The 22,763-nt window shown below is 46.5% G+C and carries 21 protein-coding genes; all 21 read right to left on the bottom strand.

The window, feature by feature from the left end; translation table 11 throughout:
- Positions 1 to 106 precede the first annotated feature (106 nt).
- Positions 107 to 1,435, bottom strand: coding sequence for a nucleotide sugar dehydrogenase (locus tag DFR26_RS05090; RefSeq protein WP_116208152.1), 1,329 nt, complete (start codon positions 1,433 to 1,435; stop codon positions 107 to 109).
- A 91-nt stretch (positions 1,436 to 1,526) separates the two neighbouring features.
- Positions 1,527 to 3,554, bottom strand: a complete 2,028-nt coding sequence (locus DFR26_RS05085; RefSeq protein WP_116207891.1) for a polysaccharide biosynthesis protein — start codon at positions 3,552 to 3,554, stop codon at positions 1,527 to 1,529.
- Complete coding sequence (locus tag DFR26_RS05080; RefSeq protein WP_116207890.1) at positions 3,547 to 4,809, bottom strand: DegT/DnrJ/EryC1/StrS family aminotransferase; 1,263 nt, start codon at positions 4,807 to 4,809, stop codon at positions 3,547 to 3,549. The genes DFR26_RS05085 and DFR26_RS05080 overlap by 8 nt, the downstream gene beginning before the upstream one ends.
- On the bottom strand, positions 4,803 to 5,489 hold the full coding sequence (locus tag DFR26_RS05075; protein WP_116207889.1) for an NYN domain-containing protein: 687 nt from the start codon (positions 5,487 to 5,489) through the stop codon (positions 4,803 to 4,805). Before DFR26_RS05075 ends, DFR26_RS05080 begins: the two co-directional genes overlap by 7 nt.
- Before the next feature lie 127 nt (positions 5,490 to 5,616).
- Positions 5,617 to 6,270: an acetyltransferase gene (locus tag DFR26_RS05070; protein ID WP_116207888.1), complete on the bottom strand. Its 654-nt coding sequence runs from the start codon at positions 6,268 to 6,270 to the stop codon at positions 5,617 to 5,619.
- Positions 6,270 to 6,872 carry a sugar transferase gene (locus tag DFR26_RS05065; RefSeq protein WP_116207887.1) on the bottom strand — a complete coding sequence of 201 codons (603 nt, stop codon included), beginning with the start codon at positions 6,870 to 6,872 and terminating at the stop codon, positions 6,270 to 6,272. Before DFR26_RS05065 ends, DFR26_RS05070 begins: the two co-directional genes overlap by 1 nt.
- A 13-nt stretch (positions 6,873 to 6,885) precedes the next feature.
- Positions 6,886 to 8,040, bottom strand: coding sequence for a glycosyltransferase (locus DFR26_RS05060; protein WP_220375704.1), 1,155 nt, complete (start codon positions 8,038 to 8,040; stop codon positions 6,886 to 6,888).
- Positions 8,025 to 9,155, bottom strand: coding sequence for a non-hydrolyzing UDP-N-acetylglucosamine 2-epimerase (gene wecB, locus DFR26_RS05055; protein ID WP_116207885.1), 1,131 nt, complete (start codon positions 9,153 to 9,155; stop codon positions 8,025 to 8,027). Before wecB ends, DFR26_RS05060 begins: the two co-directional genes overlap by 16 nt.
- 15 nt (positions 9,156 to 9,170) lie before the next feature.
- The gene (wbjC, locus tag DFR26_RS05050; RefSeq protein ID WP_116207884.1) at positions 9,171 to 10,289 is read right to left on the bottom strand and encodes a UDP-2-acetamido-2,6-beta-L-arabino-hexul-4-ose reductase; all 1,119 of its coding nucleotides are present in this window, start codon (positions 10,287 to 10,289) and stop codon (positions 9,171 to 9,173) included.
- Positions 10,290 to 10,292: 3 nt separating this feature from the next.
- Positions 10,293 to 11,327 carry a polysaccharide biosynthesis protein gene (locus tag DFR26_RS05045; protein ID WP_116207883.1) on the bottom strand — a complete coding sequence of 345 codons (1,035 nt, stop codon included), beginning with the start codon at positions 11,325 to 11,327 and terminating at the stop codon, positions 10,293 to 10,295.
- 2 nt (positions 11,328 to 11,329) lie between these two features.
- Positions 11,330 to 12,565: a hypothetical protein gene (locus tag DFR26_RS05040; protein ID WP_116207882.1), complete on the bottom strand. Its 1,236-nt coding sequence runs from the start codon at positions 12,563 to 12,565 to the stop codon at positions 11,330 to 11,332.
- A 20-nt stretch (positions 12,566 to 12,585) separates the two neighbouring features.
- A complete protein-coding gene (locus DFR26_RS05035; protein ID WP_116207881.1) occupies positions 12,586 to 13,839 on the bottom strand; it encodes a glycosyltransferase family protein in 1,254 nt (417 codons plus the stop codon).
- Between the two features lie 23 nt (positions 13,840 to 13,862).
- Positions 13,863 to 14,759 (bottom strand): glycosyltransferase, encoded by an 897-nt coding sequence (locus DFR26_RS05030; RefSeq protein WP_116207880.1) that lies wholly within the window; start codon positions 14,757 to 14,759, stop codon positions 13,863 to 13,865.
- 15 nt (positions 14,760 to 14,774) lie between these two features.
- A complete protein-coding gene (locus DFR26_RS05025; RefSeq protein WP_116207879.1) occupies positions 14,775 to 15,656 on the bottom strand; it encodes a hypothetical protein in 882 nt (293 codons plus the stop codon).
- 18 nt (positions 15,657 to 15,674) lie between these two features.
- On the bottom strand, positions 15,675 to 16,934 hold the full coding sequence (locus tag DFR26_RS05020) for an O-antigen translocase (protein ID WP_116207878.1): 1,260 nt from the start codon (positions 16,932 to 16,934) through the stop codon (positions 15,675 to 15,677).
- Positions 16,935 to 16,958: 24 nt separating this feature from the next.
- Positions 16,959 to 18,077: a DegT/DnrJ/EryC1/StrS family aminotransferase gene (locus DFR26_RS05015; protein WP_116207877.1), complete on the bottom strand. Its 1,119-nt coding sequence runs from the start codon at positions 18,075 to 18,077 to the stop codon at positions 16,959 to 16,961.
- Positions 18,077 to 19,243, bottom strand: coding sequence for an ankyrin repeat domain-containing protein (locus DFR26_RS05010; protein ID WP_116207876.1), 1,167 nt, complete (start codon positions 19,241 to 19,243; stop codon positions 18,077 to 18,079). Before DFR26_RS05010 ends, DFR26_RS05015 begins: the two co-directional genes overlap by 1 nt.
- Positions 19,243 to 19,641, bottom strand: a complete 399-nt coding sequence (locus tag DFR26_RS05005) for a sugar 3,4-ketoisomerase (protein WP_116207875.1) — start codon at positions 19,639 to 19,641, stop codon at positions 19,243 to 19,245. The genes DFR26_RS05010 and DFR26_RS05005 overlap by 1 nt, the downstream gene beginning before the upstream one ends.
- Positions 19,638 to 20,522 (bottom strand): glucose-1-phosphate thymidylyltransferase RfbA, encoded by an 885-nt coding sequence (rfbA, locus tag DFR26_RS05000; RefSeq protein ID WP_116207874.1) that lies wholly within the window; start codon positions 20,520 to 20,522, stop codon positions 19,638 to 19,640. The genes DFR26_RS05005 and rfbA overlap by 4 nt, the downstream gene beginning before the upstream one ends.
- Complete coding sequence (gene rfbB / locus DFR26_RS04995) at positions 20,519 to 21,631, bottom strand: dTDP-glucose 4,6-dehydratase (protein WP_116207873.1); 1,113 nt, start codon at positions 21,629 to 21,631, stop codon at positions 20,519 to 20,521. The genes rfbA and rfbB overlap by 4 nt, the downstream gene beginning before the upstream one ends.
- A 119-nt stretch (positions 21,632 to 21,750) precedes the next feature.
- Positions 21,751 to 22,575: a polysaccharide biosynthesis tyrosine autokinase gene (locus DFR26_RS04990; RefSeq protein WP_181898988.1), complete on the bottom strand. Its 825-nt coding sequence runs from the start codon at positions 22,573 to 22,575 to the stop codon at positions 21,751 to 21,753.
- Positions 22,576 to 22,763: the final 188 nt, after the last annotated feature.

Raw genomic sequence — 22,763 nt, 5'->3', positions numbered from 1 at the left:
CAACTCTTTCGGCACCGACTTAGTGGCCGGCAAAAAACGCGTGCCCAAACCGGCAACAGGGAGAATGACAGTTGAAATCACAGAAAAATCCTTAAAATAATAAAATTTACAAACGCCACAAAGCCAGCCCAGCGGCCGCAAATGCCTCGCGATTAAACACTGACTTCACATCGATCACCGGAGTGCCAGCACCAAAAGCCGAAGCTAAAGCCACTGGATCAAGCGAGCGAACCTCGTTATGCGCTACGGCGGCGAGCACAGCATCTACCCGCGGCACAGTGCGCCAATCGGCCACCAGCTCAACGCCGTATTCTTCAAAAGCTTCAGACACATTTGCAACGGGGTCCCAAAGCGCGACATTTAAGCCGTGGTCGCGCAATTCATTAAAAATATCGATGACTTTGCTATTGCGAATATCGGCGCAATTTTCTTTGAAGGTCAGACCCATGAGCAGCACGGTGGCACCAGCACGTAGGCGGTCGGCTTTGAGCATTTCACGGATGGTTTGCTGGGCAATATAGCTGCCCATGCGATCGTTGATGCGGCGACCGGCCAAGATAACTTCGGGGTTGTAGCCCAAGGTTTGGGTTTTGTGGGTAAGGTAATACGGGTCAACGCCAATACAGTGGCCGCCAACCAGACCTGGGCGGAATGGTAAAAAATTCCATTTCGTGCCGGCGGCCTCGAGTACTTCTAGGGTATCGATGCCCATCAGGTTGAAAATCACCGCTAACTCGTTGACCAAGGCAATATTGACATCACGCTGGGTGTTTTCGATCACCTTTGCCGCCTCGGCGACACGAATGCTGGATGCGCGATAAACACCCGCCTCTACCACTGACTCATACAGCGCTGCCACGCGATCTAGCGACTCGGCATCGTCAGCGGCAACTATTTTGGTGATGGTCTCAAGCCGGTGGGTTTTGTCGCCGGGCACAATACGTTCGGGCGAATAGCCGAGCTTGAAGTCAACGCCGCGCGCGTAGCCCGATAAGCGCTCAAGAATCGGCGCACAGACTTCGTCGGTCACGCCGGGGTAAACCGTGGACTCGTAAATCACCACCGCACCGCGCTTCAAAAACGGCGCAATCGTCTCGGTCGCGCGCACCACTGGCGTGAGATCGGGGTTTTTCTCCTGATCAATCGGCGTTGGCACAGCCACCACCACATAATCGGCCTGACTTAAATCGCTCGCCTGCGAGGTAAAGCGCAACTGCGAAGCCGCCGCGAACGCCTCAGCCTCCATCTCACCCGTCGGGTCTCCACCAGCACGGTAAGCCGCCAACTTGGCCTCGCTAATGTCAAAACCGATAGTCGGCAGCACGCGCCCAAAAGCCAACGCGAGCGGCAAGCCAACATAGCCCAAGCCAATGACAGCAACTGTGGCATCGGCCAAAACAGGGGATACAGGGCGAGGTGAAAGCAAATTAGCCATATACATTTCCAAAATTAAACCGGCAAAAACAACTCAGGCCAGTAAGGTAACCCAAACTGGCCTGATCAGAGAACGCTATCGATCGTAAAAACTAAACCGGTGTCACCTGCGAGTCATCGTAAAGTTGGTCTAGTTCGGCCTCAAAGGCGGCAATAGACATGGCATCTTCAGGGCGATCATCGAGGCAGCCGGAGTGATCTTCGGCGGCGAAGTCTGGCTTGTAGCCTTGAATGCTGAGTAGTAGTAGCTGCTTAAGGCCTATGGTGTCGCGCTTTAAGGCCAACTCTTCGATTTCCGCAAACAAAGCCTCAATGCGAGCCAACGAATAAAAGCGCTCGTGCGCCTTGTAAATAAGCGGATGATCGGTGTTTTCAACACCTTCATCGCTAATCAACAACTCCTCGTAAAGCTTCTCGCCGGGGCGCAGGCCAGTAAACACCACCTCAATATCGCCATCGGGAAAAGATGCAGTGCGCTCACTCAAACCAGACAGGCGAATCATCTGTCGCGCTAAATCTAAGATGCGTACCGACGCGCCCATCTCCAGCAGAAATACCTCGCCGCCTTTGGCCATGCCGCCGGCTTGAATCACCAGCTGCGCAGCCTCGGGGATGGTCATGAAGTAGCGGGTAATGTCGGGGTGGGTGAGCGTGATCGGCCCGCCTTGGCTGATCTGTTTGCGAAATAGCGGCACTACCGAGCCTGAGCTGCCGAGCACATTGCCAAAGCGCACCATGGCGTAGCAGGTGCCCAAGGTGCCGGGCTCAATGGGTTCGGCGGCCAAGGCCTGTAGTACCAACTCCGACAAGCGCTTAGACGCGCCCATGACGTTGGTCGGGCGCACGGCTTTATCGGTGCTCACCAGCACGAAGGTCTCAACGCCCGCATCGCACGCGGCAATCGCGGTGTGGTAAGTGCCCAAGCTATTGTTGATCACACCCTCAAACGGGTTGGCCTCGACCAAGGGCACGTGTTTGTACGCGGCGGCGTGGTAGACCGTCTCCACGTGGTGGTGGCGCATCAGGCGCTCTAAGCGGGCTTGGTCCATGACACTGCCGAGCACCGGCACCAGTGTGGCATCGGGGAAGCTGGCGCGCAGTTCGCGCTCAATGTTGTAGAGGCCAAACTCGCTGTGATCAAACAGCACCAAGGTCGAAGGCGTTGCCGTGAGCAACTGCCGGCACAGTTCCGAGCCAATAGACCCGGCCGCGCCAGTGACAAGCACGGTGCGGTCGGCCACGTGGTGGCGAAACAGCGCTAAATCGGGCGGCATGGCATCGCGGCCAAGCAAGTCGAGGATGTCTATGTCTTGCACATCGTTGAGCGAAATATCGCCAGACATCACGCGGTCTAGGCCGGGCAACATGCGTATGTGTATATCGCGCTCGCCTGCGGCTTTTTGCAGGCTATCGACAATGTCGCGACGGCGCGAGCGGCTCACCGAGGGCATGGCGACAATGACTTCGTCGATATCTAAGCGCTCTATATAGCGCTGAGCTTGGCGGCCCGACCACACCGGCAAGCCATTGATGCGGGTGCCAATGAGCTCTGGGTCGTCGTCGAAAAAGCCCGTAAGGCGGTACTGCGCCATGCCTGCGGCGGCGGCCATGATTTGGCGGCCGGCTTGTCCTGCACCAAACACAGCAAGGTTGGTGTGCTGCTCACGGCGTTTGAGCAGCAAATAAAGCACAGCGCGAATGAGCGCGCGGCTGACCCAAAAGTGCAGCATGAGCAAAGCGCCGGTGATGATGATGACGCTGCGCGGCAAGGTGTGGGTGATATCTGCGCTAGCGGCTATCCACAGAAGCATGACCCACGCCACGCTGGCAAACAGCGCCGACTGCAGGTAATGCTCGTCGAAGGCGCGCACCACGGCGCTGTAGACGCGAGTGAACAAGGCGCAAATGATCATGAGAGCGATCATTAAGGGGATGTCGAGCATCTGCGCTTTGCTGGGCAGGTCTAGCTCGCCCATGCGCACGCTGAGTGCCAGCGTGAACAGCAATGGCAGCATGGCGATGTCGATAAGCAACAGTACGATCTGCTTGGCGCGACGCGGTGCTTGGTGCAACCAACTTAGCCAGTCACTTTTAGGCGCAGGCTTGGGGCTTTTAGACATTCGGTAACTCTAGGCTGGCCTGCTGCATGACTTCTGCAAGCACAGCGCAGGTCTTGCCGATCTCAGCACTGGTGAGCGTGGGGTGTACTAAAAACATGAGGCTGGTTTCGCCTAACTCTTTGGCTACAGGTAGGCGTTGTGCTGGACGCCAGCCGGTGTTGTCGAAGGCTTTTTCTAGGTAAACCTCAGAGCAGGAGCCGGAGTAGCATGGTACGCCTTGGGCGTTGATTTCGGCCATGATTCGGTCACGATCCCAGTCTTGGGCTAATTGATCTGGGTTTACGAAGATGTAGCATTTGTAGTGGGCGTGTGCTGAATCCGCTGCTCCGGTGGGGGTGCGCCCGGACAATTCGCAGCTTCGTGAAGAATTGCCGGACGCACCCCCACCGGAGCAGCTGAAGTTCGGTACGCGCAGGCTCGAAAAGCCTCTAGCGGTGGACCAGATGCGTTCGGCGTTGGCGGTTCTGGCGGCGGTCCAGTCGGGCATGCGGCGGAGTTGGATGCGGCCGATGACGGCTTGCATTTCCATCATGCGCCAGTTGGTGCCGATGCTTTCGTGTAGCCAGCGGAAGCCGGGCGGGTGTTGGCGCTCGTAGATGGCTTCATAGCTTTTGCCGTGATCTTTGTAGCTCCACATGCGTCGCCAGAGGGCTTCATCGTTGGTTGTGACCATGCCGCCTTCGCCGCCGGTGGTCATGATTTTGTCTTGGCAAAAGCTCCAGGCGGCGGCGTGGCCGATGCTGCCAACAGAGCGTCCCTTGTAGCGTGCGCCGTGAGCTTGGGCGCAGTCTTCGATCACGTAGAGGTCATGCTCGGTAGCTAAGGCCATGAGCTCGTCCATGTCGCAAGGCCAGCCGGCTAAATGCACGGCAATGATGGCTTTAGTGCGCGGAGTGAGCACCGCTCGTACGGTGTCGGCGGTGATGTTTTGGCTATTGGCACAGACATCAGCAAAGACTGGTGCAGCACCAGCGGTGACAATGCTAGAGGCCGAGGCTAAAAATGTGCGTGAAGTCACGATGACTTCATCGCCAGCGCCAATGTTTAAACCTTTTAAAATGACATCGAGCGCTAAGGTGCCGTTGGCTACGGCTAGGCCGTGAGCGGCATCTGCCCAAGCGGCAAACTCTTTTTCAAATTCGCGGCACTCGGTGCCAGTCCAGTAATTCACTTTGTTGCTTAGCAGAGCGCGAGAAACGGCATCGGCTTCTTCTTGAGTGAAGCTGGGCCAGGGAGAAAATGGGGTGTTTAACACGTTCGATCATCCACAATTTTTTTAAATTTTGGGCACGTAGAACGAAGACCATCAATGTGCTCCATGAGATTAAGTGGCACAGAGCGATGCATAGGGTCGAGAATAAAGTCTATTCCTTCACGGCGCGCTAGCTTAGCAGCGGGAACAAAGTCAGCATCTCCAGCCATCAACACAATTTGATCAACGTAACGCTTAAAAGCCAAAGAGGCGACATCTACACCTATACGCATATCTACGCCTTTTTGGCGAATATTCGGTGCTATATCAGTGTCACTGAGGTCACTAAACTGCCGCTGGCCTTTAAGTAAAGCTTCAATCGTCGACTGACGAATAGTCCAACTAACATCACCACTAAGATGCCCTAATCGTAGCGCAACCTTTCTCTTTTTAAGCAGCCGCTCATGAAGCTCACGCCTAAATCGCGCCTCCGGCGTCTTTGAGAAATCAACTGCTCTTTTGGATAGAGGATGATGCATACGTTTCTCAAGGGGAGGACAGTCATAAAAGAAAATACGGTAGAGCTCATGTCTTTTGGGTTTCTGCACTCTTTCAGTCAAATGCATAAGCGCCCAACGAAAAGCACAGTCCGCTGCGCGTTCAGCATTATGCTTATTGTGGGGCTCCAGCTGCTGGAATCTTTTCACAAAATATCCACCATCAATCAAGACTGCTGTGCGCATTGTTGTTCTTCCTTAAACAAAAACGCCTTTGATTCGGCAAACCACAGATTGGTGTGGTCGCGTACTAGCAAAGGCGGGATATCCAAAGTATAGGCAACAACAGCCTAATTGCAAGCTATCGAATAGCCTACTTCACCAACGGCCGAGCAGGATTACCGACTACCGTGACGCCCGCTGGAACACTTTTTGTCACCACAGCGCCCATGCCTACTACGGCACCGCGCCCAATGACCAATGGCTTAGCTGGTGTGCCCTGCTTTATAACGGCGCCAGTGCCTATATAGGCATGATCTTCGATGTGCACATTGCCATTGCACTTAACGCCGGGAGCAAAGGTAACGAAGTCGCCAATGATACAGTCGTGCTCAACATAACTGTAGAGATTGGCGTGAAAGCAGCGGCCAATACGAATATTGCTAGTGAGTGTGACAAACGGGCTGAGCAATGCGCCCTCACCTAGCGTGATATCGTCCATCTGCACCACATTGGCGGCTTGTACAGCAAGCAAGCTAACGCCTGCTTCTTGGCAGCGCTGCGCTAAGGCCTCGCGAATGCTGGAGTTAGCAATGGCCAGAGCGACACTACGCTCACTAGCAGGTCGTGCCAAAAACTCAGCCCAAGTAAGCACGGCATGACCATTGAGCTGCGAAGCAGGCGGGGCATCATCGATAAAGACTATTTGGTCGGCATTTGCCTTGCCATGTAACTGCGCTCGTAACAACGGCATGATGCCGCGGCCGCAGCCACTAGCGCCAAATACGCCATAGAGAGGAATGGGCATTATTTGTCCTGAGTCGTGCCTGGGAATTTACTCATAGTAGCCTCGCCTGCTGCGGAGATGCCTTCTCGAACAAAGACTTTTTTTACTGTGAGAAAAAGGATTTTGATGTCTAGCCATAGCGATTGGTTCTCGACATACCAAACATCGAGCGCGAATTTCTCTTCCCAGCTGATGGCATTGCGGCCATTGACTTGAGCCCAACCGGTAATGCCGGGGCGTACTTCATGGCGGCGTGCTTGTTCTGGCGTGTAGAGCGGCAAGTACTCCATGAGCAATGGCCGTGGGCCGACTAAGCTCATGTCGCCTTTGAGTACTGCCCATAGGCCGGGCAGTTCATCTAGGCTGGTGGAACGAAGGCGCTGGCCGAAAGGCGTTAGACGCTGATCGTCAGGTAATAAGTTGCCGCTGGCATCACAGGCCGAGGTCATGGAGCGAAACTTGAACATGCGGAAGGGTTTGCCGTGCAGGCCTGGGCGGGTTTGAGTGAAGAGGACGGGGCGACCAAGGCGTAGAGCTATTAAAATAGCTAGCACCAAGAGAACTGGTGACAACACCAAAAGCCCCAAGCCTGAACAAACTACATCTAAGACTCGCTTCAAAATTACTTCCTGTTTATTACGTGCTAATAGCTAATGACAGCTCATTAACAAAGTAGCTCATGTCTAAGCGACTTAAATCTGGGCACTCGTTACTCGGCACATCAAGCGACTGCTCAATGGCAAAAAACTCTGACACAAGCGCTGCAATACTTGGCTCGCAGGCGCGGCCAATACCCAAGCTAAGCACCCATTTAGCAACACTCGTGTGCTGCCCGCAAACGGCGAGCACTTTAGCACCTGCGGCAGCGTAAGTTGAGCTTTTACTAGGAAAGGCAAAACGCGTCACGTCATCATCAATGGATAAAATTGCCCACTGGTAAGCAGCAACACGCTCAGCAGCTTTAGCTGCAGATACATGCCCAAGATACGAAACACCCATCTCTTTCACTGCCAGTTCAGCTAGCTGAGCACTAAATACGCCACCGCCAACGAACTCAAAAGGTAAAAGCCCACCCTGCAATCTATAGGCACTAATGGCCTCTATGAGCAGAGGGATGCGCTGTAGGCGGCCAGCATTACCGCAATAAATGAATCCACGTGTGCGCTCTACACCAATAACTGGAGCAATAACAGCAGGATTATCTAGAAGCTGTATTGGTGCTTTTGATTGCGATCGATCACGGATGACGTTAGCCATATCTACACTAAGTGTGATCAGTCCTGCAGCTCGTCGCATACTCCACGAGTCAATGCCCTGAAGTAAACGCATGACAAACGGGTGTAGTGGAACAATGATATTCGCAGCTTCAGGATGAATATCTTGAAGGTGATAAATAACCTTCGCTCGCCCAAACAACGCGTACACCGAAACCACAAATGGCACGACCACGGGCGGGTCAGTAGAAACATAGATTTTTTTAGGGCGCTGCCAGCACAACATGGCAAAAACCCACATCATAAAGACCAAAGCATCTAGCGCTCGTAATACCAAATGAGTGCTAGAGTCTGAGCGAGCTTTGCAAGCACGAACCGCAATGCCTTGCCCTCGCCTTTGCTGCTTCAGCTCTGCTTTTAAATCAATTGGGCTTTGCGTAATTAAGCTGACTTGATGATTCTCCGCTAAGCGCTCAGCAACTTGAAGCAAGGCTTCACCAATGACTTGGCTGGCCGGCCAAAAGCTTCGATTAACGATTGCTATACGCGTTGCTGCTGGCATCAATACTTTTTCCACACCACACGATTTACATAGTCTGTATAGCTATGAATGATGCGCACTATTTTTTCACTAACATTCGGCATGCTGTAGTCAGCAACCAAACGCAATGAGCGCTCTTCGCCACGGGATTGATGCTCAAGCACTTGTAATGCCTGCAGTACACGCTCAGCGCCAAGGCCCGTCATCATCACTGCGGCCTCCTCCATACCTTCGGGGCGCTCATGCGCTTCACGCAGGTTAAGCGCAGGGAAATTTAAAATTGATGACTCTTCATTGATGGTGCCGCTATCTGAAAGCACCGCTTTAGCTGACAGCTGCAGCTTATTGTAGTCGGTAAACCCGAGCGGTTTAAGCAACTGAACTTGCGGGTGAAACACTACCTTAAGAGCATCAACACGCTTTTGAGTACGTGGGTGCGTTGAAACAATGACAGGGTAGTCATAGGTTTCAGCCACAGTATTGAGCGTTTCCACTAAACGTAGAAAGTTTTTGTCTGAATCCACGTTTTCTTCGCGATGTGCGCTAACGACGAAATACTTACCCACCTCCAAACCAAGGCGCACCAAAACATCTGACTGCTCTATCTTTGCAAGGTAGTGTTTCAGTACTTCATACATCGGGCTTCCGGTTTTGATCACTTGGTCTGGAGATAAGCCTTCACGCAATAGGTAATCTCGAGCAATGGTGCTGTAAGTCAGGTTGATATCAGCTGTGTGATCAACAATACGGCGGTTGATTTCCTCTGGCACACGCATATCAAAGCAACGATTACCTGCCTCCATGTGGAAGGTCGGAATCTTACGGCGCTTAGCAGGAATTACCGCCATACAACTATTGGTATCACCCAACACAAGCAACGCCTCAGGCTGAACTTCAGCCAGCACACGGTCTACCGCAATAATCACATTGCCGATGGTTTCAGCACCAGTGGCACCTGCGGCATTGAGAAAGTGGTCGGGTTTGCGAATGCCTAAGTCATCAAAAAAGATCTGATTGAGTTCGTAGTCGTAGTTTTGGCCAGTGTGAATAAGCACATGATCGCAATACTTATCTAGCGCAGCCATGACTCGTGCTAAACGAATAATCTCTGGACGAGTACCTACAACGGTTGCAACACGCATCTTTTTCATTAATCAAAATCTCAATCAGGGAGCTGTGCCGACTGGGCAGGCATAGGTATCTGGGTTTTCGCGGTCGAAAATTTCGTTGGCCCAGAGCATCACAATCATTTCGACATCTCCAACATTGGTGATGTCGTGAGTCCAACCGGTAACGGTTTCGACAATCTCAGGTTGTTCGCCACTTGTGCGCAGCTCATAAAACTCACCTGTCATCATGTGCCTGAAACGGAAACAGGCTTGGCCTTTAATGACCAAAAACTTTTCAGTTTTAGAATGGTGGTAATGGCCGCCACGAGTAATGCCAGGATGCGCAGTGAAGAATGAAAACTGCCCTGCATCTTTAGTTTTTAGCATTTCGGAAAACACGCCGCGCTCATCGCCGTATTTAGGCACTTGGTAGCTGAACTGCTCTGGCCGCAAGTAGCTAACATAGGTTGAGTACAGCGCACGAATCAAGCCATTGCCAACATTTTCAGTGACTAAGCTGTCGCGGCTGTCTTTAAAAGCTTGAAGCTGCTCAGCCAAGTCGCCAACGCTCATTTGATACTGCGGAGAAATTTCTACAAAGCCAGTTTGCGATAGTTGGCCATCCATCACTTGCAAGAAAGACTTTACAACGTCGTCGATGTACACCAAGTTGATTAGCGCACTTGGGTCATTAATCTGAATTGGCAGACCTTGTGAGATGTTATGGCAGAAGGTGGCAACAGCAGAGTTATAGTTGGGGCGCGCCCACTTACCAAAGACGTTGGCCAAACGGTAAATAAATACGGGTGCGCCAGTCTCTTTAGAGAAAGCTAATAAGGTATCCTCAGCAGCACGTTTGCTGGCACCGTAGGGGTTATCTGCTACTACTTGAATCGAGGAGCTGTAAACCACGGGAATGGCTTTATTTAGTTGTTTCAATGTGTCACACAAGGCTTTAGTTAAGTCCGCATTGCCCTGCATAAACTCAGCGGGATCTTGCGGACGGTTAACGCCAGCCAAATGAAACACAAGGTCAGCATCTGCGACCATCTGCAACAAATCAACCTGTGTATGCTCACGAGTAAAGCACAGCACTTCGACATCGCCACGCTCGGCTAAATGAAGCTGCAAGTTTTTACCCACAAAACCATTCGCACCAGTAATTAAAACCCGCATGCCTTACTCCTCAGCTGCAATATTTTCGCCACGCTGGATAGCAGGCATAAAGGTGAGTTTCATTAACAGCTTCTGCATGCCAGCAACATCTAGGCGTTCAGTATTATGCGAGTTGTAGTCTTCAACCTTGGACAAATCTTTTTGTCCTTCATCGACATATTTCGCATAATTCAGGTCACGCAAATCAGGCGGCACACGGTAATAATCACCCATATCTTGCGCACAGAGCATTTCTTCACGGCTCAATAAAGCTTCATAGAGTTTTTCACCATGACGCGTACCGATAATGTTAATCGGATGCTCGGGCTTACCAACAATCTCAGTTAACGCGCGGGCTAAGGTTTCAACCGTTGCGGCGGGTGCTTTTTGTACGAACATATCGCCGTTGTTGCCATGCTCAAAGGCATACAACACCAAATCAACCGCATCAGCCAAGGTCATCATAAAGCGTGTCATATTAGGATCAGTAATAGTCAGCGCCTGACCCGCACGGATTTGCTCAACAAACAACGGAATTACCGAGCCGCGTGAGGCCATCACGTTGCCGTAGCGCGTGCCGCAAATAACCGTTTTGGTTTCATCAACATTACGCGACTTGGCCACCATGACTTTTTCCATCATGGCTTTAGAAATACCCATCGCATTAATGGGGTAAACGGCCTTATCAGTACTCAAGCACACCACACGCTTGACTTCGTTCTGGATCGCCGCCTCAAGCACGTTTTCAGTGCCGAGCACGTTGGTTTTCACCGCTTCCATCGGGTGAAACTCGCAAGACGGCACTTGCTTTAATGCAGCGGCATGGAAGATGTAATCCACACCACGGGTAGCATTCAGTACGCTCATATAATCGCGTACATCACCGATATAGAACTTCAGCTTAGGACTAGAAAAGCGCTTGCGCATGTCATCTTGTTTTTTCTCGTCACGACTGAAAATACGGATTTCAGCGATGTCGGACTCGAGAAAGCGTTTGAGCACGGCGTTGCCGAAGGAGCCGGTGCCGCCGGTGATGAGTAGGGTTTTGTTTTTAAACATATTTAACCTCTTAAAATGATTTTTTTACTTTTCCTTGATAGATATCTAAAAACGAAAAGAGTTAAAAATAAAATCAACATCAACTGATTGGCTGATGAAACAAATAAAAAATTTCCGACTGGCAAAGCGTACAATTGGAGTATAATAAGATAAAAACCCAGGAAGTCAATAAAATTTAATCCAGCTGCAATTTTTAAATACTTCTGAAAAAAAGCTAAAAATATTATTAGAAGAGCAACTAAAGGAAGTCCTAAAAAATAAGTGAAAACCTCAAAGTCTGGTGCCCAAGTTGGGCCACATGAAAATTCTTCGCCACATAACCATTTTCCAGTATACTCATAAAAGACACCATTACCTGGAACAAAAACAGTCAAAAACAAGTTGTTATCTAAATAATAAATAAACCATCTTGCCATATAATCAGGTGCAAAATAAAAATATGCACTTAACTTATAAAAAGCCGATGATATCACTGGTAGCAATTGATGAAAAACTGATTCATAATCATAGCAATATGCATTATTACAACTTATACTATATTCAAAACTATAGCGAAACATTATTTGTATAACATAAATAAAAACAAGAAAAGAAGCTAGCGCAAAAACCTTAAAAAATGGAAATTTATAGTTACTATTAAATATACTCCTTATATAAAAAGAACAAACCAGCGCTACAAGAATCTCAAAAAACTCAAAATTAGTCCCTCTAAAAACAGCAAGAACAACTATAGAAAAAGCCGAAAACAACACCACTAAAAAATCATACCTCCCATCTTTTTTAACTACAAAAAAATACAACATAAAAATAAAAATAAATTTAACATAAAACACTGAAAAAATAGCTGGCAGCTTATTTATACTAAACGAGCCCAAGCTTTCACTATCAAAGTAAGCTTGATATATTGCATAGTTAGAATCCCCTAGAAAAAGGTTCTGAAAAGCGTTAGAGAAATTAAGACCAGTATAATACTTCCCTGCATATATCGATAAAACCAGCTGACTAGAAATTAAAAAAACCACAACAAACAAACTTCTTGGCTTGCTTATAAAAACATTATAGTTAATTAATTTACGTTTACATTGTAATGAACTGCCTATAAAATACCCCACCCATAACAGGAATACATATATAGAAGAAATTAATTTTATTATAAATCCGGAATCAACAGGCACAATAAATATGAAAACAATAAGAAAAAAATAAAACAAACCCACAGGACTTTTAAGACCATTCATATATATCTGCCCCGATGCAGTCAAGAAACAACATTTAATTTAAAATTATTTTTATTTTTTAACATTTTATTTTTCAAAACATCTAGATCTTGTTTTAAAAAAAAACCATCATCTAACAATTCTTTAACTTTAAAATCAATAGTATTAAAATCATTTATACAAACTGCATTCGACGCTAAAAACTTCATAGAAGCCAGGCTAGAAGGCCCTACAGCTAATATCTTACTACCGATACTAATATACTCAGCTATTTTAGTGGATATTGATAAGCGCGTAGACTCAATGCATTTCTTTTCAAAAGATTCTGCATGTACAAGTATATCTGCATTATTTAAGGCGTACTGCACACCACGCTCATCTAGTGAGCCACAAAATCTCGATACCCCTTGAATCTCAATCTCCCTTAAAATATCACTATCGACATTTTGATGAGAATATATTTCAAGAGTTACTTTTCTATTGTTTTCGTTATTAAAGCGTTTTAACGCTCTAGCCAGCACAGCTAAAGTACCCCACCTTTTAAAGTGTAATCCACCAGCGTAAACTAATAAAAAGTCTGAACGAGTTGTTTTTTTAAAATTATCAATTTTAAGATTCGCGCTCATGTTGAACGCTAAAATACTATCTTTGTTAAATAACTTTTTATATTCGATACGCATTTCTTCTGAAATAGTTACAAATACATTAGCCTCAACAACAGCCTTTTTCATTTTCGAATAAGTCAAACGCCTACGCAACAGCCAGAACAAATTCAATGTTTCTCTAGGCAAAATATAATCATCGGTTATGTAAACAACTTTTTTTATATTTGGAAAATAGCTACACACTGTCTGATAAATATCATATGCAAACAAAGAGTCCCCAGCACAAAAAAAGATAACGTCCGGGTTAAAGCCAGACACCCACTTAAACAAACTATCATGATCTACACTAGATATCTTCCAAACAATCTCTCTTAACAAGCGTGCCATATTAGAACTTTTAAAGCTTTCAGCTTTTATTTTAGAAGGCTCTTTTTTTAATATTCCACCAGAGTTCTTTATATAATCTAACTCATTACCAGCTTTAAATTTATATGAAAAAACAGATTTCAAAACATCTTCATCAGATATTCGATAAGATGTCGAAACGTAATTTCCATCTAGCTTTTCACTGCTAAAATACAACTGAGCCAGGCTGCTTTTAGGATGATCCTTAAAGAAAGAAAGTAAAGTTTTGCCGTTATTATTTTGAGATGATAATACGTTATTGCTGATAATTAATATTTTTTTCATAAAAGTTCAACTTATATTTTATCTTAAAAAATTCTCTTTAGAGAAGATAACTTTGAGCGACAATACAGATAAGGATAACTTAGTAGCTTGAATGAAAAAAAATAACTTTTACGATGACTCCTTTTAAGCCCTTTATTTAAAGTATTTATTAATGAAGGATCTGTTATTTTTGATGAATTAGAATCCTTAATCCAGTTATCCCAAAGAAGATGTTCTTTTCGCATGAAATCAACTCTTTTTTTCAAGCTTAGCCCTTGAGAGACATTGTTATCATGATGCCTATAACCCACAGTTACATCATTTAAATAACCAATACCTTTTTCAAGTATTGCTCTAAAAGCTAACACGCCATCTTCTTGAATAGTACCTGATACAAACCCACCATACTTATCATATAGATCACGATGAATTACCAAAGACGCACCTACCGTCCATACAGGCACACCACTCTTAAAATCTCGAATATTTCTAGAAAAAACCGGCTCTGAAAGAAATAATTTTCTTTTTTCATTAGACTCAGCATCTAAAACCATTAGATTACTAAAAACAGCGCTATATTTAAAATCATCTTTCTTAATAAACTCAAAGAATTTACTAACTCTATCAAAATATGAAATATCATCGCCCGCAGCTAGAACAAAATACTCACCTTTAGCAATGGAGAAAACCTCTTCCACATGTTTACCAAGACCCAAATTTTTATGTGACTGCCTGAGGATAATATTATGGATGCCATCATAATCATCCACAACTTTACTTGCTAACTCATATGTTTTATCAGTTGAAAAATCATCTGATATTATGATCTGCAGGTTAGGGTAGCTCTGATTAAGTACAGATAAAACAGCTTCTTCAATAAAGTTTTCTTGATTATATGAAAAAAAAACAATTGAAATTAAGGGAAAAACTTCAGTACACATTAAAACCTCAGTAATTTATACACTAAAAGAGCATTTATTTTTCTCAACACCCGCAGGCGGAGCCTTTACTTTAATATCCGATACCGTGCCACGGCCTACCGCATCTCTTCTAAAGTCGAAAATATTCATCTCGAAGGTGTTTATAGTCACTTGATTTTTACCGCTCGTGTGAGCGATTAAGCGCTCATGGCGCTCTTGATAAGGTGCCATCGCGTAAGAGCCACCGTACTCACCTGTATTAACTAACACTATGTGCTGATACATATGAAAATGCAGCGCATCCACCATTGAGTTAAACGTATTTACGTCTTTATTCAGTGCGGGGATGAGCAGGGCATTACTTTTGGCGGTGAGGTCAGCACTGAGCTTTATGTCGGTGGCGTCATAACAAATCGCACCTGTCAGCATGAACCCCTTGTGATCTGGGTATTTGGGGTGGCGCAACTCTAACATAAGTTGATAAGGCCGCCATGGCTGTACATTAAGTTTTCGTTCACTTGCCGTCAGATGTTGCTTGCCTTGAAAGCGACAGATTTCGTTTTGATTGCCATTGTGCTTTCTGGGCACAATCCAAATCGCATTGTTATTTGGTCCACTAATATTGGGCTGATCCATAAACCCAAGACCAGCAAAAATAATAGCGCGTGTTTTGCGTGAAAGCTGAACCAGTATATTTAAGTCATCTTCGTGTACAGCCAACTCTGGAAAAACAATTAAATCAATATCCTGTTCACGCTCACCATCTTTAGACTCTTCCGTGCTTTGTGTACTGATATGCTTGAGCACGAGTTCAGCAACGCGAGCTATATTCCGACGGTGCTTGGTACGGTATCGCAGATTATTTAAGTAAAGATCTGCAGCAAAATCAGCCTGTTTGGGGAGCTTAGACTGCACCATGGTAACGGTTAAAAGTCATTATGACTCCAAATTACGTAGCACTGTCTTTCCAATAAACACACCCATCACCACCCAATAAATCGCATAGTTTATTGCATGCGCAATGGTGACACCTTCTAAGCCGTACATACCTGTTAAAAAATAGGTCCAAGCATAAAATCCTGCTGCAAACACAATCTCACTGGCAATAAATAACTTCATCATGGCTTTACCTAGCATCAGGTAAGCAAGTATCCAACTGCCAATTTTTAACGTATCACCCACCATCTGCCATGCAAATAAATCACGCATCGGAATAAAGTCAGATGTAAACAAAACTCCAATAATAAAGTCACGTAGCAAGTAGATAACTAAACCACAGGCAGCAGCTACAGGGAGGATAATCTTGTAGCCTTGGAGGATTTCCGCCTTTATTTCTTTTGGATCTTTCAGTTCTGATAGCTTAGGCAGGTAGTACAGGCTTAGCGTTGTTGTTACGAGCATTAAATAGGCAGCACTTAAGCGCCACATGGCTTCCCAGTAACCCGCTGCATCCATCCCTAGAGTATCGGCAAGGTGCGTACGAATTAAGATATGACTTACCGGCACACAGGCGGCACTGGTGAGCGCCATGGCGGTGTATTTGCTTAGGTTTAAAACAACTTGCTTATCTAAGCGGCCAAACAAATAACTGAATTTAAACCAATCAGCTTTATAGCAAAGGTACAGCGTGATAACAAAAGCAAAGGATGGATGAATAGCCAGTGCAGTCAGCGCACCATGTAGACCAAACTGGACGGCTAAGACGCTGGTGACTGCTAATGCAAAAAGGCTGCCTGCAATGTTAGCAATAATATAACGGTGAATTTCTTTTTTACCGTTTAATATCGCCAGTAACAGCGTATTAAAAATAAAGAAAACCAGCGTGACTGAAAACCAGATAAAAACCGTGTTGTAACTTTCGTCCTGCAAAAACCATTGGGCGATTTGCTTGCTGAATACAGCTACACCTAATCCGGTAAAGACTGAGCCCAGCACAGCAATTGTGCCCGCAGTGCGCCACACTTGCCGTTGCTTTTCTTCAGCATCATGGTATTCAGCGGTGTATTTCACTACACCGGTATTAATCGCACCGCTGGCAAAGGTAGTGATCATTTGTGCAGCGTTTTGAAAGTTACCAATCGCCGCATAGCCTGCCGGGCCAACGTAGATAGCCAGTATCTTGTTGAGCCCAAGCATGGTGAGCATTTTTATCACTACCGCAATGCCGTTAAGCAGGCTGGTTTTTATCAGTGTCACAGGATTAATTCTTAATGAGTAATTTTAAATTTTGAATGTGTTTATGGCTGCAATCACTTGCGCAACTTGCTCATCGGTAACAGTCGGCCCCATTGGCAAGCTCATGACCTGCTGGTGAATAAGCTCCGACACTGGATAACTGTGCATATTCCACTCTTTATAAGCTTGCTGCTGGTGCGGTGGGATTGGGTAGTGGATTAAGGTTTGAATGCCGTGTTCTAGCAAGTGCTTTTGCAGGGCTTCGCGTTGCTCGCAGCGGATGACGAACACATGCCAGACGTGATTCTCACGAGTTAGGGGTGAAGAGTTAAGTGTGAGGGGCAAAGTGACGGCTGGGTTGTTGATGCCTTGTATGTATGCGTCCGCTACTTTTCTTCTGTGTGCTATTTCTGTATCGAGGTGTTTTAGCTTGACGCTGAGCATCGCTGCTTGTATTTCGTCAAGGCGGCTGTTGGTGCCTTGGAACAGGTTTTTATATTTTTCGTGTGAGCCGTAGTTGCGCAGTGCGCGTAAAGTTTCGGCGAGTTGGTCATCATTGGTCGTGACTGCACCGGCATCGCCTAGTGCACCAAGGTTTTTACCTGGGTAAAAGCTAAATCCGCTGGCATCGCCCCAGTTACCCGCTTTTTTGCCGTTTAGTTCTGCTCCATGGGCTTGGGCAGAATCTTCTAGCACAAGTAAGTTATGACGCTGGGCGATAGCCATAATGGTGGGCATATCGGCTAACTGGCCGTATAAATGCACAGGGAGAATGGCGCGTGTTTTAGCGGTAATCGCCGCTTCGGTTTGTTTCGGGCATAGATTGTAAGTGGCTACATCTGGCTCAACGAGCACCGGCACAAGGTCATTGGCGCTGATGGCTAAAATGCTGGCAATGTAGGTGTTGGACGGCACAATCACTTCGTCGCCGTCTTTGAGCTTGCCCAACTCTTTCCACGCGCGCAGGGTGAGAATCAGTGCATCAAGGCCATTGGCCACGCCAATCGCGTGCTTAGTGCCGCAGTAGCTGGCGAACGCCTGTTCAAATTGTGTGAGTTCATTACCAGCGATGTACCAGCCAGAGTCGATAACACGGGTACAGGCTTCTATAAGCTCATCACGGTATTGGGCGTTGATGGCTTTTAAATCTAGAAAAGGGATCATTATTTTACACTCAAGAATTTTTTTTCTTTTTCAGACAAATAATCTATTAGCTGCTTACCTGAAAAATCCTTATGCGACAAGTCAGCGCCATTTGAGACTAGAAATTCAAATAGTTCTTTATTACCGGATTGAATGCTGAAGTCTTTTGCATACATCAACACCGATGTGCCATTATTGTTGCAATCATTGATATTAGCTCCTCTATCCAAGAGAAACTTAACCACATCAATATTCCCGTGATAAGCAGCGATAATAATAGGTGACCAACCATTTTTGTTTCGGTCGTTAACACCACATAAACCTTTCAAAAGCCTACTAGCCTGATCAGCTGTACATGTGGAAAACTCGTTAATTCTATCTATACGATCGAAATAAAGTCTTATATCAAAATCAATTGTTGCCAAGTCATAAAAATCTGCTTGCTTATCTAATATCGTACCTGGCTTAACTGTACTGCGAGCATCGAGTATCTCAGCTTCGACAATAGTTTCACCTTTAATTAGCGGCAGTTGGTACTCTCTAAAACTAAAAGAATAGATTTGTTTGGCTATAAAAAAAGCGGTTTGATTTAAATCAACTTCTAGCTTACTAAAATCTAAGCTTTGCTTTGAGTAATATGTGGAATAATCTTTAGCTTGTGTTGTGACACTAAGATTACCTGTAATTATGTCATTGAGTCGCTCTTTAATCAGCTCAAAAGAGGTCGTCAAATATTTTTCATACAAGTCTCTTGCTCGATCATGTTTAGTTATGGAAAACTCACGTTGTTCTATAATTGGACCAGTATCTATTCCACTATCAATTTCATGCAAAGTTACACCAGAAGAAATCTCGCTGTTTAACAAAGGCCATATAGAGGTATACATGCCTTTATACTTTGGCAATAAAGAAAAATGAATGTTATATGCGCGAGCTTTTTTGAATTTTTCAGGGCGCACTATTTTATCAAATTCAAGACTAAGAAAAACAGATGCTTGCTCATATGCTTCTTCAAGAGATATTTCTCTTACCCCTTTGTCTAGTGCTGTTTTCTTTAATGATCTTTGCCAACCATGATGACCACCATCTGTTTGATTACACACAACCACGAAATTGTCATTGTAATTCTCAAGAAGGTAATCAAGTACGTTAACTGCAATATTGTTCTTACCAGCCAAAACAAGCATTATTTTACCAGCCTTATAAACTCTTCATAATCACGAATATAGTCAGCTTCATCATAATGTTCGCTGGCTAGCACTAGCAGTACACAGTCTTCGCTGAAGTCGTGCATTTCTCGCCAGATTAAATCACCGATCAATAAGCCTTTAGTAGGCGAGTCGAGCCAGGCTTCTTCACGATTTTTGCCATCGTCTAAAATCATTCGGCATTTGCCTGTTACGCAGACGGCCACTTGCTTTAGGTTGTGGTGGGCATGAAAACCGCGAGCTACGCCCTGCTGTGTGCCAAAAATGTAGTACACACGCTTGATTTCAAAGGGAACGGTTTTTTCGGCTTCTAAGGCGACCAACGAACCACGATCGTCGCCGAGAGGCGGGAAGTGAGCCCATTGGATTAAGCTCATAATTTACCTTCCATTAAAGCAAGCAAATACTGCCCATAACTATTTTTACTCAGCTGCTGACCTATACGCTGTAAGTCTTCTTTGCTGAGCCAGCCGTTGTTAAAGGCTATCTCTTCTAGGCAAGCAATTTTATAGCCTTGGCGTTTCTCAATGGTTTCGACAAACATACCGGCCTCAAGCAAACTTTCATGTGTGCCGGTATCCAGCCAAGCGAAGCCACGGCCAAGCAACTCAACATCCAAGTCGCCGCGCTCTAGATAGGCTTGGTTGATGCTGGTGATTTCTAACTCGCCACGCTCGGAGGGCTGCACTTGTTTGGCGATTTTCACCACATCGTTATCGTAAAAATACAGGCCGGTTACAGCATAGTGTGATTTTGGTTTCAGTGGCTTTTCTTCAAGGGAAATAGCGCGCTGGTTTTCATCAAACTCAACCACACCAAAGCGCTCTGGGTCTTTCACTTGATAACCAAACACCGTTGCGCCACTGGGCTTGGCTGCCGCTTTACGCAGCATGGGACCAAAGCCTTGGCCATAAAAAATATTATCGCCCAACACTAAGCACACGTTGCTGTCGCCAATAAAGTCTTCACCAATAATAAAAGCTTGGGCTAAACCATCGGGGCTGGGCTGTTCGGCGTAGGTCAGATTAATCCCAAACTCTCTGCCATCACCCAGCAGGCGTTGATAACCGCTGATATCTTCTGGTGTGCTGATGAGTAATATATCGCGAATGCCAGCCAGCATTAGCACTGACAGCGGATAGTAAATCATCGGCTTGTCGTAGATCGGCAGCAGTTGCTTGGAGACACCTTTAGTGATGGGGTACAGGCGCGTGCCTGAGCCGCCAGCGAGCACGATTCCTTTGGTGGTGTTACTCATGATGTAACTCCTAAGCGTTCGCGCTGATAGCTGCCGTCTTGGACGTTTTGGCACCATTGTTGGTTGTCTAAGTACCATTGCACGGTTTTACGTATGCCTGACTCAAAGGTCTCGATCGGTTGCCAGTTGAGTTCTTTGGCGACTTTACTGGCGTCGATGGCGTAACGGCGGTCGTGGCCGGGGCGGTCGGTGACGTAGGTGATTAGGGACTTGTATGTTTTTGCAGCAGCGCCATTATTCATGGGGCGTAGTTCGTCGAGGATCTCGCAGATGGTTTCGACGACTTCGATGTTTTGCTTTTCGTTGTGGCCGCCAATATTATAGGTTTCGCCGATTTTGCCTTCGGTGACAACTTTATATAAAGCGCGGGCGTGGTCTTCTACGTAGAGCCAGTCGCGGATTTGGTCGCCTTTGCCGTAAATCGGTAATGGTTTGCCTTCCAGCGCATTCAGAATAACTAATGGGATGAGTTTTTCTGGGAAGTGATAGGGGCCGTAGTTGTTTGAGCAGTTGGTGATTAAAACAGGGAAGCCATAAGTGCGTAGCCATGCTCTTGCTAAGTGATCAGAGCTGGCTTTGCTTGCGCTGTAGGGCGAACTTGGCGCGTAAGATGTTTGTTCGGTGAAGAGTGGCAAGCCGCTATCGCAGGCGTGGCCAGCTCCTACAAAATCCGTATCGTTTGGATGTGGCAGGTCGCCGTAGACTTCGTCGGTGCTAATGTGATGGAAGCGGAACGCTTGTTTACATTCGCTATCGAGAGCATTCCAATAGGCGCGGGCTGCTTCTAATAAGGTGTAGGTGCCAACGATATTGGTTTGAATAAACTCTGCAGGACCATCAATCGAGCGGTCTACATGCGACTCTGCCGCCAGGTGCATCACTGCGTCAGGTTGATGCTCAGCAAACACACGCTTGAGCGCATCTGCATTACAGATATCCACTTGCTCAAAAGCATAACGTTCATTACTGCTTACATCTAAAAGCGACTCAAGGTTACCGGCGTAAGTCAACTTATCTAAGTTAACAACGCTATCTTGAGTTTTATTAATAATATGTCGAATAACTGCAGAACCAATAAAGCCTGCACCGCCAGTGACTAAAATCTTCATTTAATAATTAACCTAAAAATAAAGGATTGCTTCTGCAATTTCCTCTTTAATTACAAACGTTGGCGCATACCCCAGCAATGTGCAGTAGTTAGTAATAACTGCCTGCGGGCTGGTCATGTTTATTTGCGCTGGTCATATTTATACGCATAACCATATTTATAGCCGTAACCATAACCACCAGCTGCCGCAGCCACCGCATTGAGCAATACACCTTTAACGCTCACACCAGCCTGCCCCAATCGCTTCAACGACAACTCAATCTCATGCATCTGCGTTTGATTAAAGCGTGCAACAAACAGCGTAGCGCCTGCATGCCGCCCAACAATGGCCGCGTCCGTTACCGCCATCACTGGCGGGCTATCGATGATGACACGGTCATATTTCGCTTCCATGTCTTTCAAAAACTGCTCAAAGCGTGGGTGCAGTAGTAGTTCCGTGGGGTTTGGCGGTAGCTCACCGGTAGATACGTAGTCGAAGTTCTCTAAGCCAGTCGCTCGAATTACCGTGCTGGCTTCTAAGCCTTGGGCAATTAGCTCAGACAACCCGTGTTTGCGCTCTGCACCAAAATACTCATTCAAATAGCCACGGCGCATGTCGGCATCAATCAGCAATACACGCTCACCCGTGCTCGCCAGTAGCGCTGCCATGTTTACACTCAAAAATGATTTACCCACTCCAGGGCCTGGGCCGGTGATCATCAGTAGATTATTGGGAGCATCCACCAAAGCAAAATGCAAACTGGTGCGTAAACTACGCAATGACTCAATGGCTAAGTCAGTTGGCTCGTAATGCGCCAACACTGCCAAGCTGCCGCCTTTCTTCTGCAGTTTCTTCACTAATTTGTCTTGTGCATCGCTCGCGGGAATAGTCGCCAGCACCACGATCAACGATTTCTTCGGCTCTATCGGCCGCAATGTAAGCTGCGCAAACACGAAAATGTTCACATTTCCCGCGATACTGGCTAGCCATTGGCTTGGGTGGCTTACATACGCTCGGTAGAGCGGGTTGTCTAAGTTAAGTAATACTTCTTGCAGAGCAACCAATAGGCTGTCGCTGGTAGCTTTGATCTACGCAACCGACCCCGTTTAACCACTGGGCTTATGGTACGCGTATTGCGCGTGGGAATGCTTTG

The organism is Paraperlucidibaca baekdonensis (assembly GCF_003387535.1).
Classification (GTDB): domain Bacteria; phylum Pseudomonadota; class Gammaproteobacteria; order Pseudomonadales; family Moraxellaceae; genus Perlucidibaca; species Perlucidibaca baekdonensis.
This window is presented reverse-complemented; position numbering and strand designations above follow the sequence as displayed.

Coding starts and splice junctions, on each gene's coding strand:
- DFR26_RS05090 (WP_116208152.1), bottom strand. CDS start 1,435: ATGGCTAATTTGCTTTCACCTCGCCCTGTATCCCCTGTTTTGGCCGAT.
- DFR26_RS05085 (WP_116207891.1), bottom strand. CDS start 3,554: ATGTCTAAAAGCCCCAAGCCTGCGCCTAAAAGTGACTGGCTAAGTTGG.
- DFR26_RS05075 (WP_116207889.1), bottom strand. CDS start 5,489: ATGCGCACAGCAGTCTTGATTGATGGTGGATATTTTGTGAAAAGATTC.
- DFR26_RS05070 (WP_116207888.1), bottom strand. CDS start 6,270: ATGCCCATTCCTCTCTATGGCGTATTTGGCGCTAGTGGCTGCGGCCGC.
- wecB (WP_116207885.1), bottom strand. CDS start 9,155: ATGAAAAAGATGCGTGTTGCAACCGTTGTAGGTACTCGTCCAGAGATT.
- wbjC (WP_116207884.1), bottom strand. CDS start 10,289: ATGCGGGTTTTAATTACTGGTGCGAATGGTTTTGTGGGTAAAAACTTG.
- DFR26_RS05045 (WP_116207883.1), bottom strand. CDS start 11,327: ATGTTTAAAAACAAAACCCTACTCATCACCGGCGGCACCGGCTCCTTC.
- DFR26_RS05040 (WP_116207882.1), bottom strand. CDS start 12,565: ATGAATGGTCTTAAAAGTCCTGTGGGTTTGTTTTATTTTTTTCTTATT.
- DFR26_RS05035 (WP_116207881.1), bottom strand. CDS start 13,839: ATGAAAAAAATATTAATTATCAGCAATAACGTATTATCATCTCAAAAT.
- DFR26_RS05030 (WP_116207880.1), bottom strand. CDS start 14,759: ATGTGTACTGAAGTTTTTCCCTTAATTTCAATTGTTTTTTTTTCATAT.
- DFR26_RS05025 (WP_116207879.1), bottom strand. CDS start 15,656: ATGGTGCAGTCTAAGCTCCCCAAACAGGCTGATTTTGCTGCAGATCTT.
- DFR26_RS05015 (WP_116207877.1), bottom strand. CDS start 18,077: ATGATCCCTTTTCTAGATTTAAAAGCCATCAACGCCCAATACCGTGAT.
- DFR26_RS05010 (WP_116207876.1), bottom strand. CDS start 19,243: ATGCTTGTTTTGGCTGGTAAGAACAATATTGCAGTTAACGTACTTGAT.
- DFR26_RS05005 (WP_116207875.1), bottom strand. CDS start 19,641: ATGAGCTTAATCCAATGGGCTCACTTCCCGCCTCTCGGCGACGATCGT.
- rfbA (WP_116207874.1), bottom strand. CDS start 20,522: ATGAGTAACACCACCAAAGGAATCGTGCTCGCTGGCGGCTCAGGCACG.
- rfbB (WP_116207873.1), bottom strand. CDS start 21,631: ATGAAGATTTTAGTCACTGGCGGTGCAGGCTTTATTGGTTCTGCAGTT.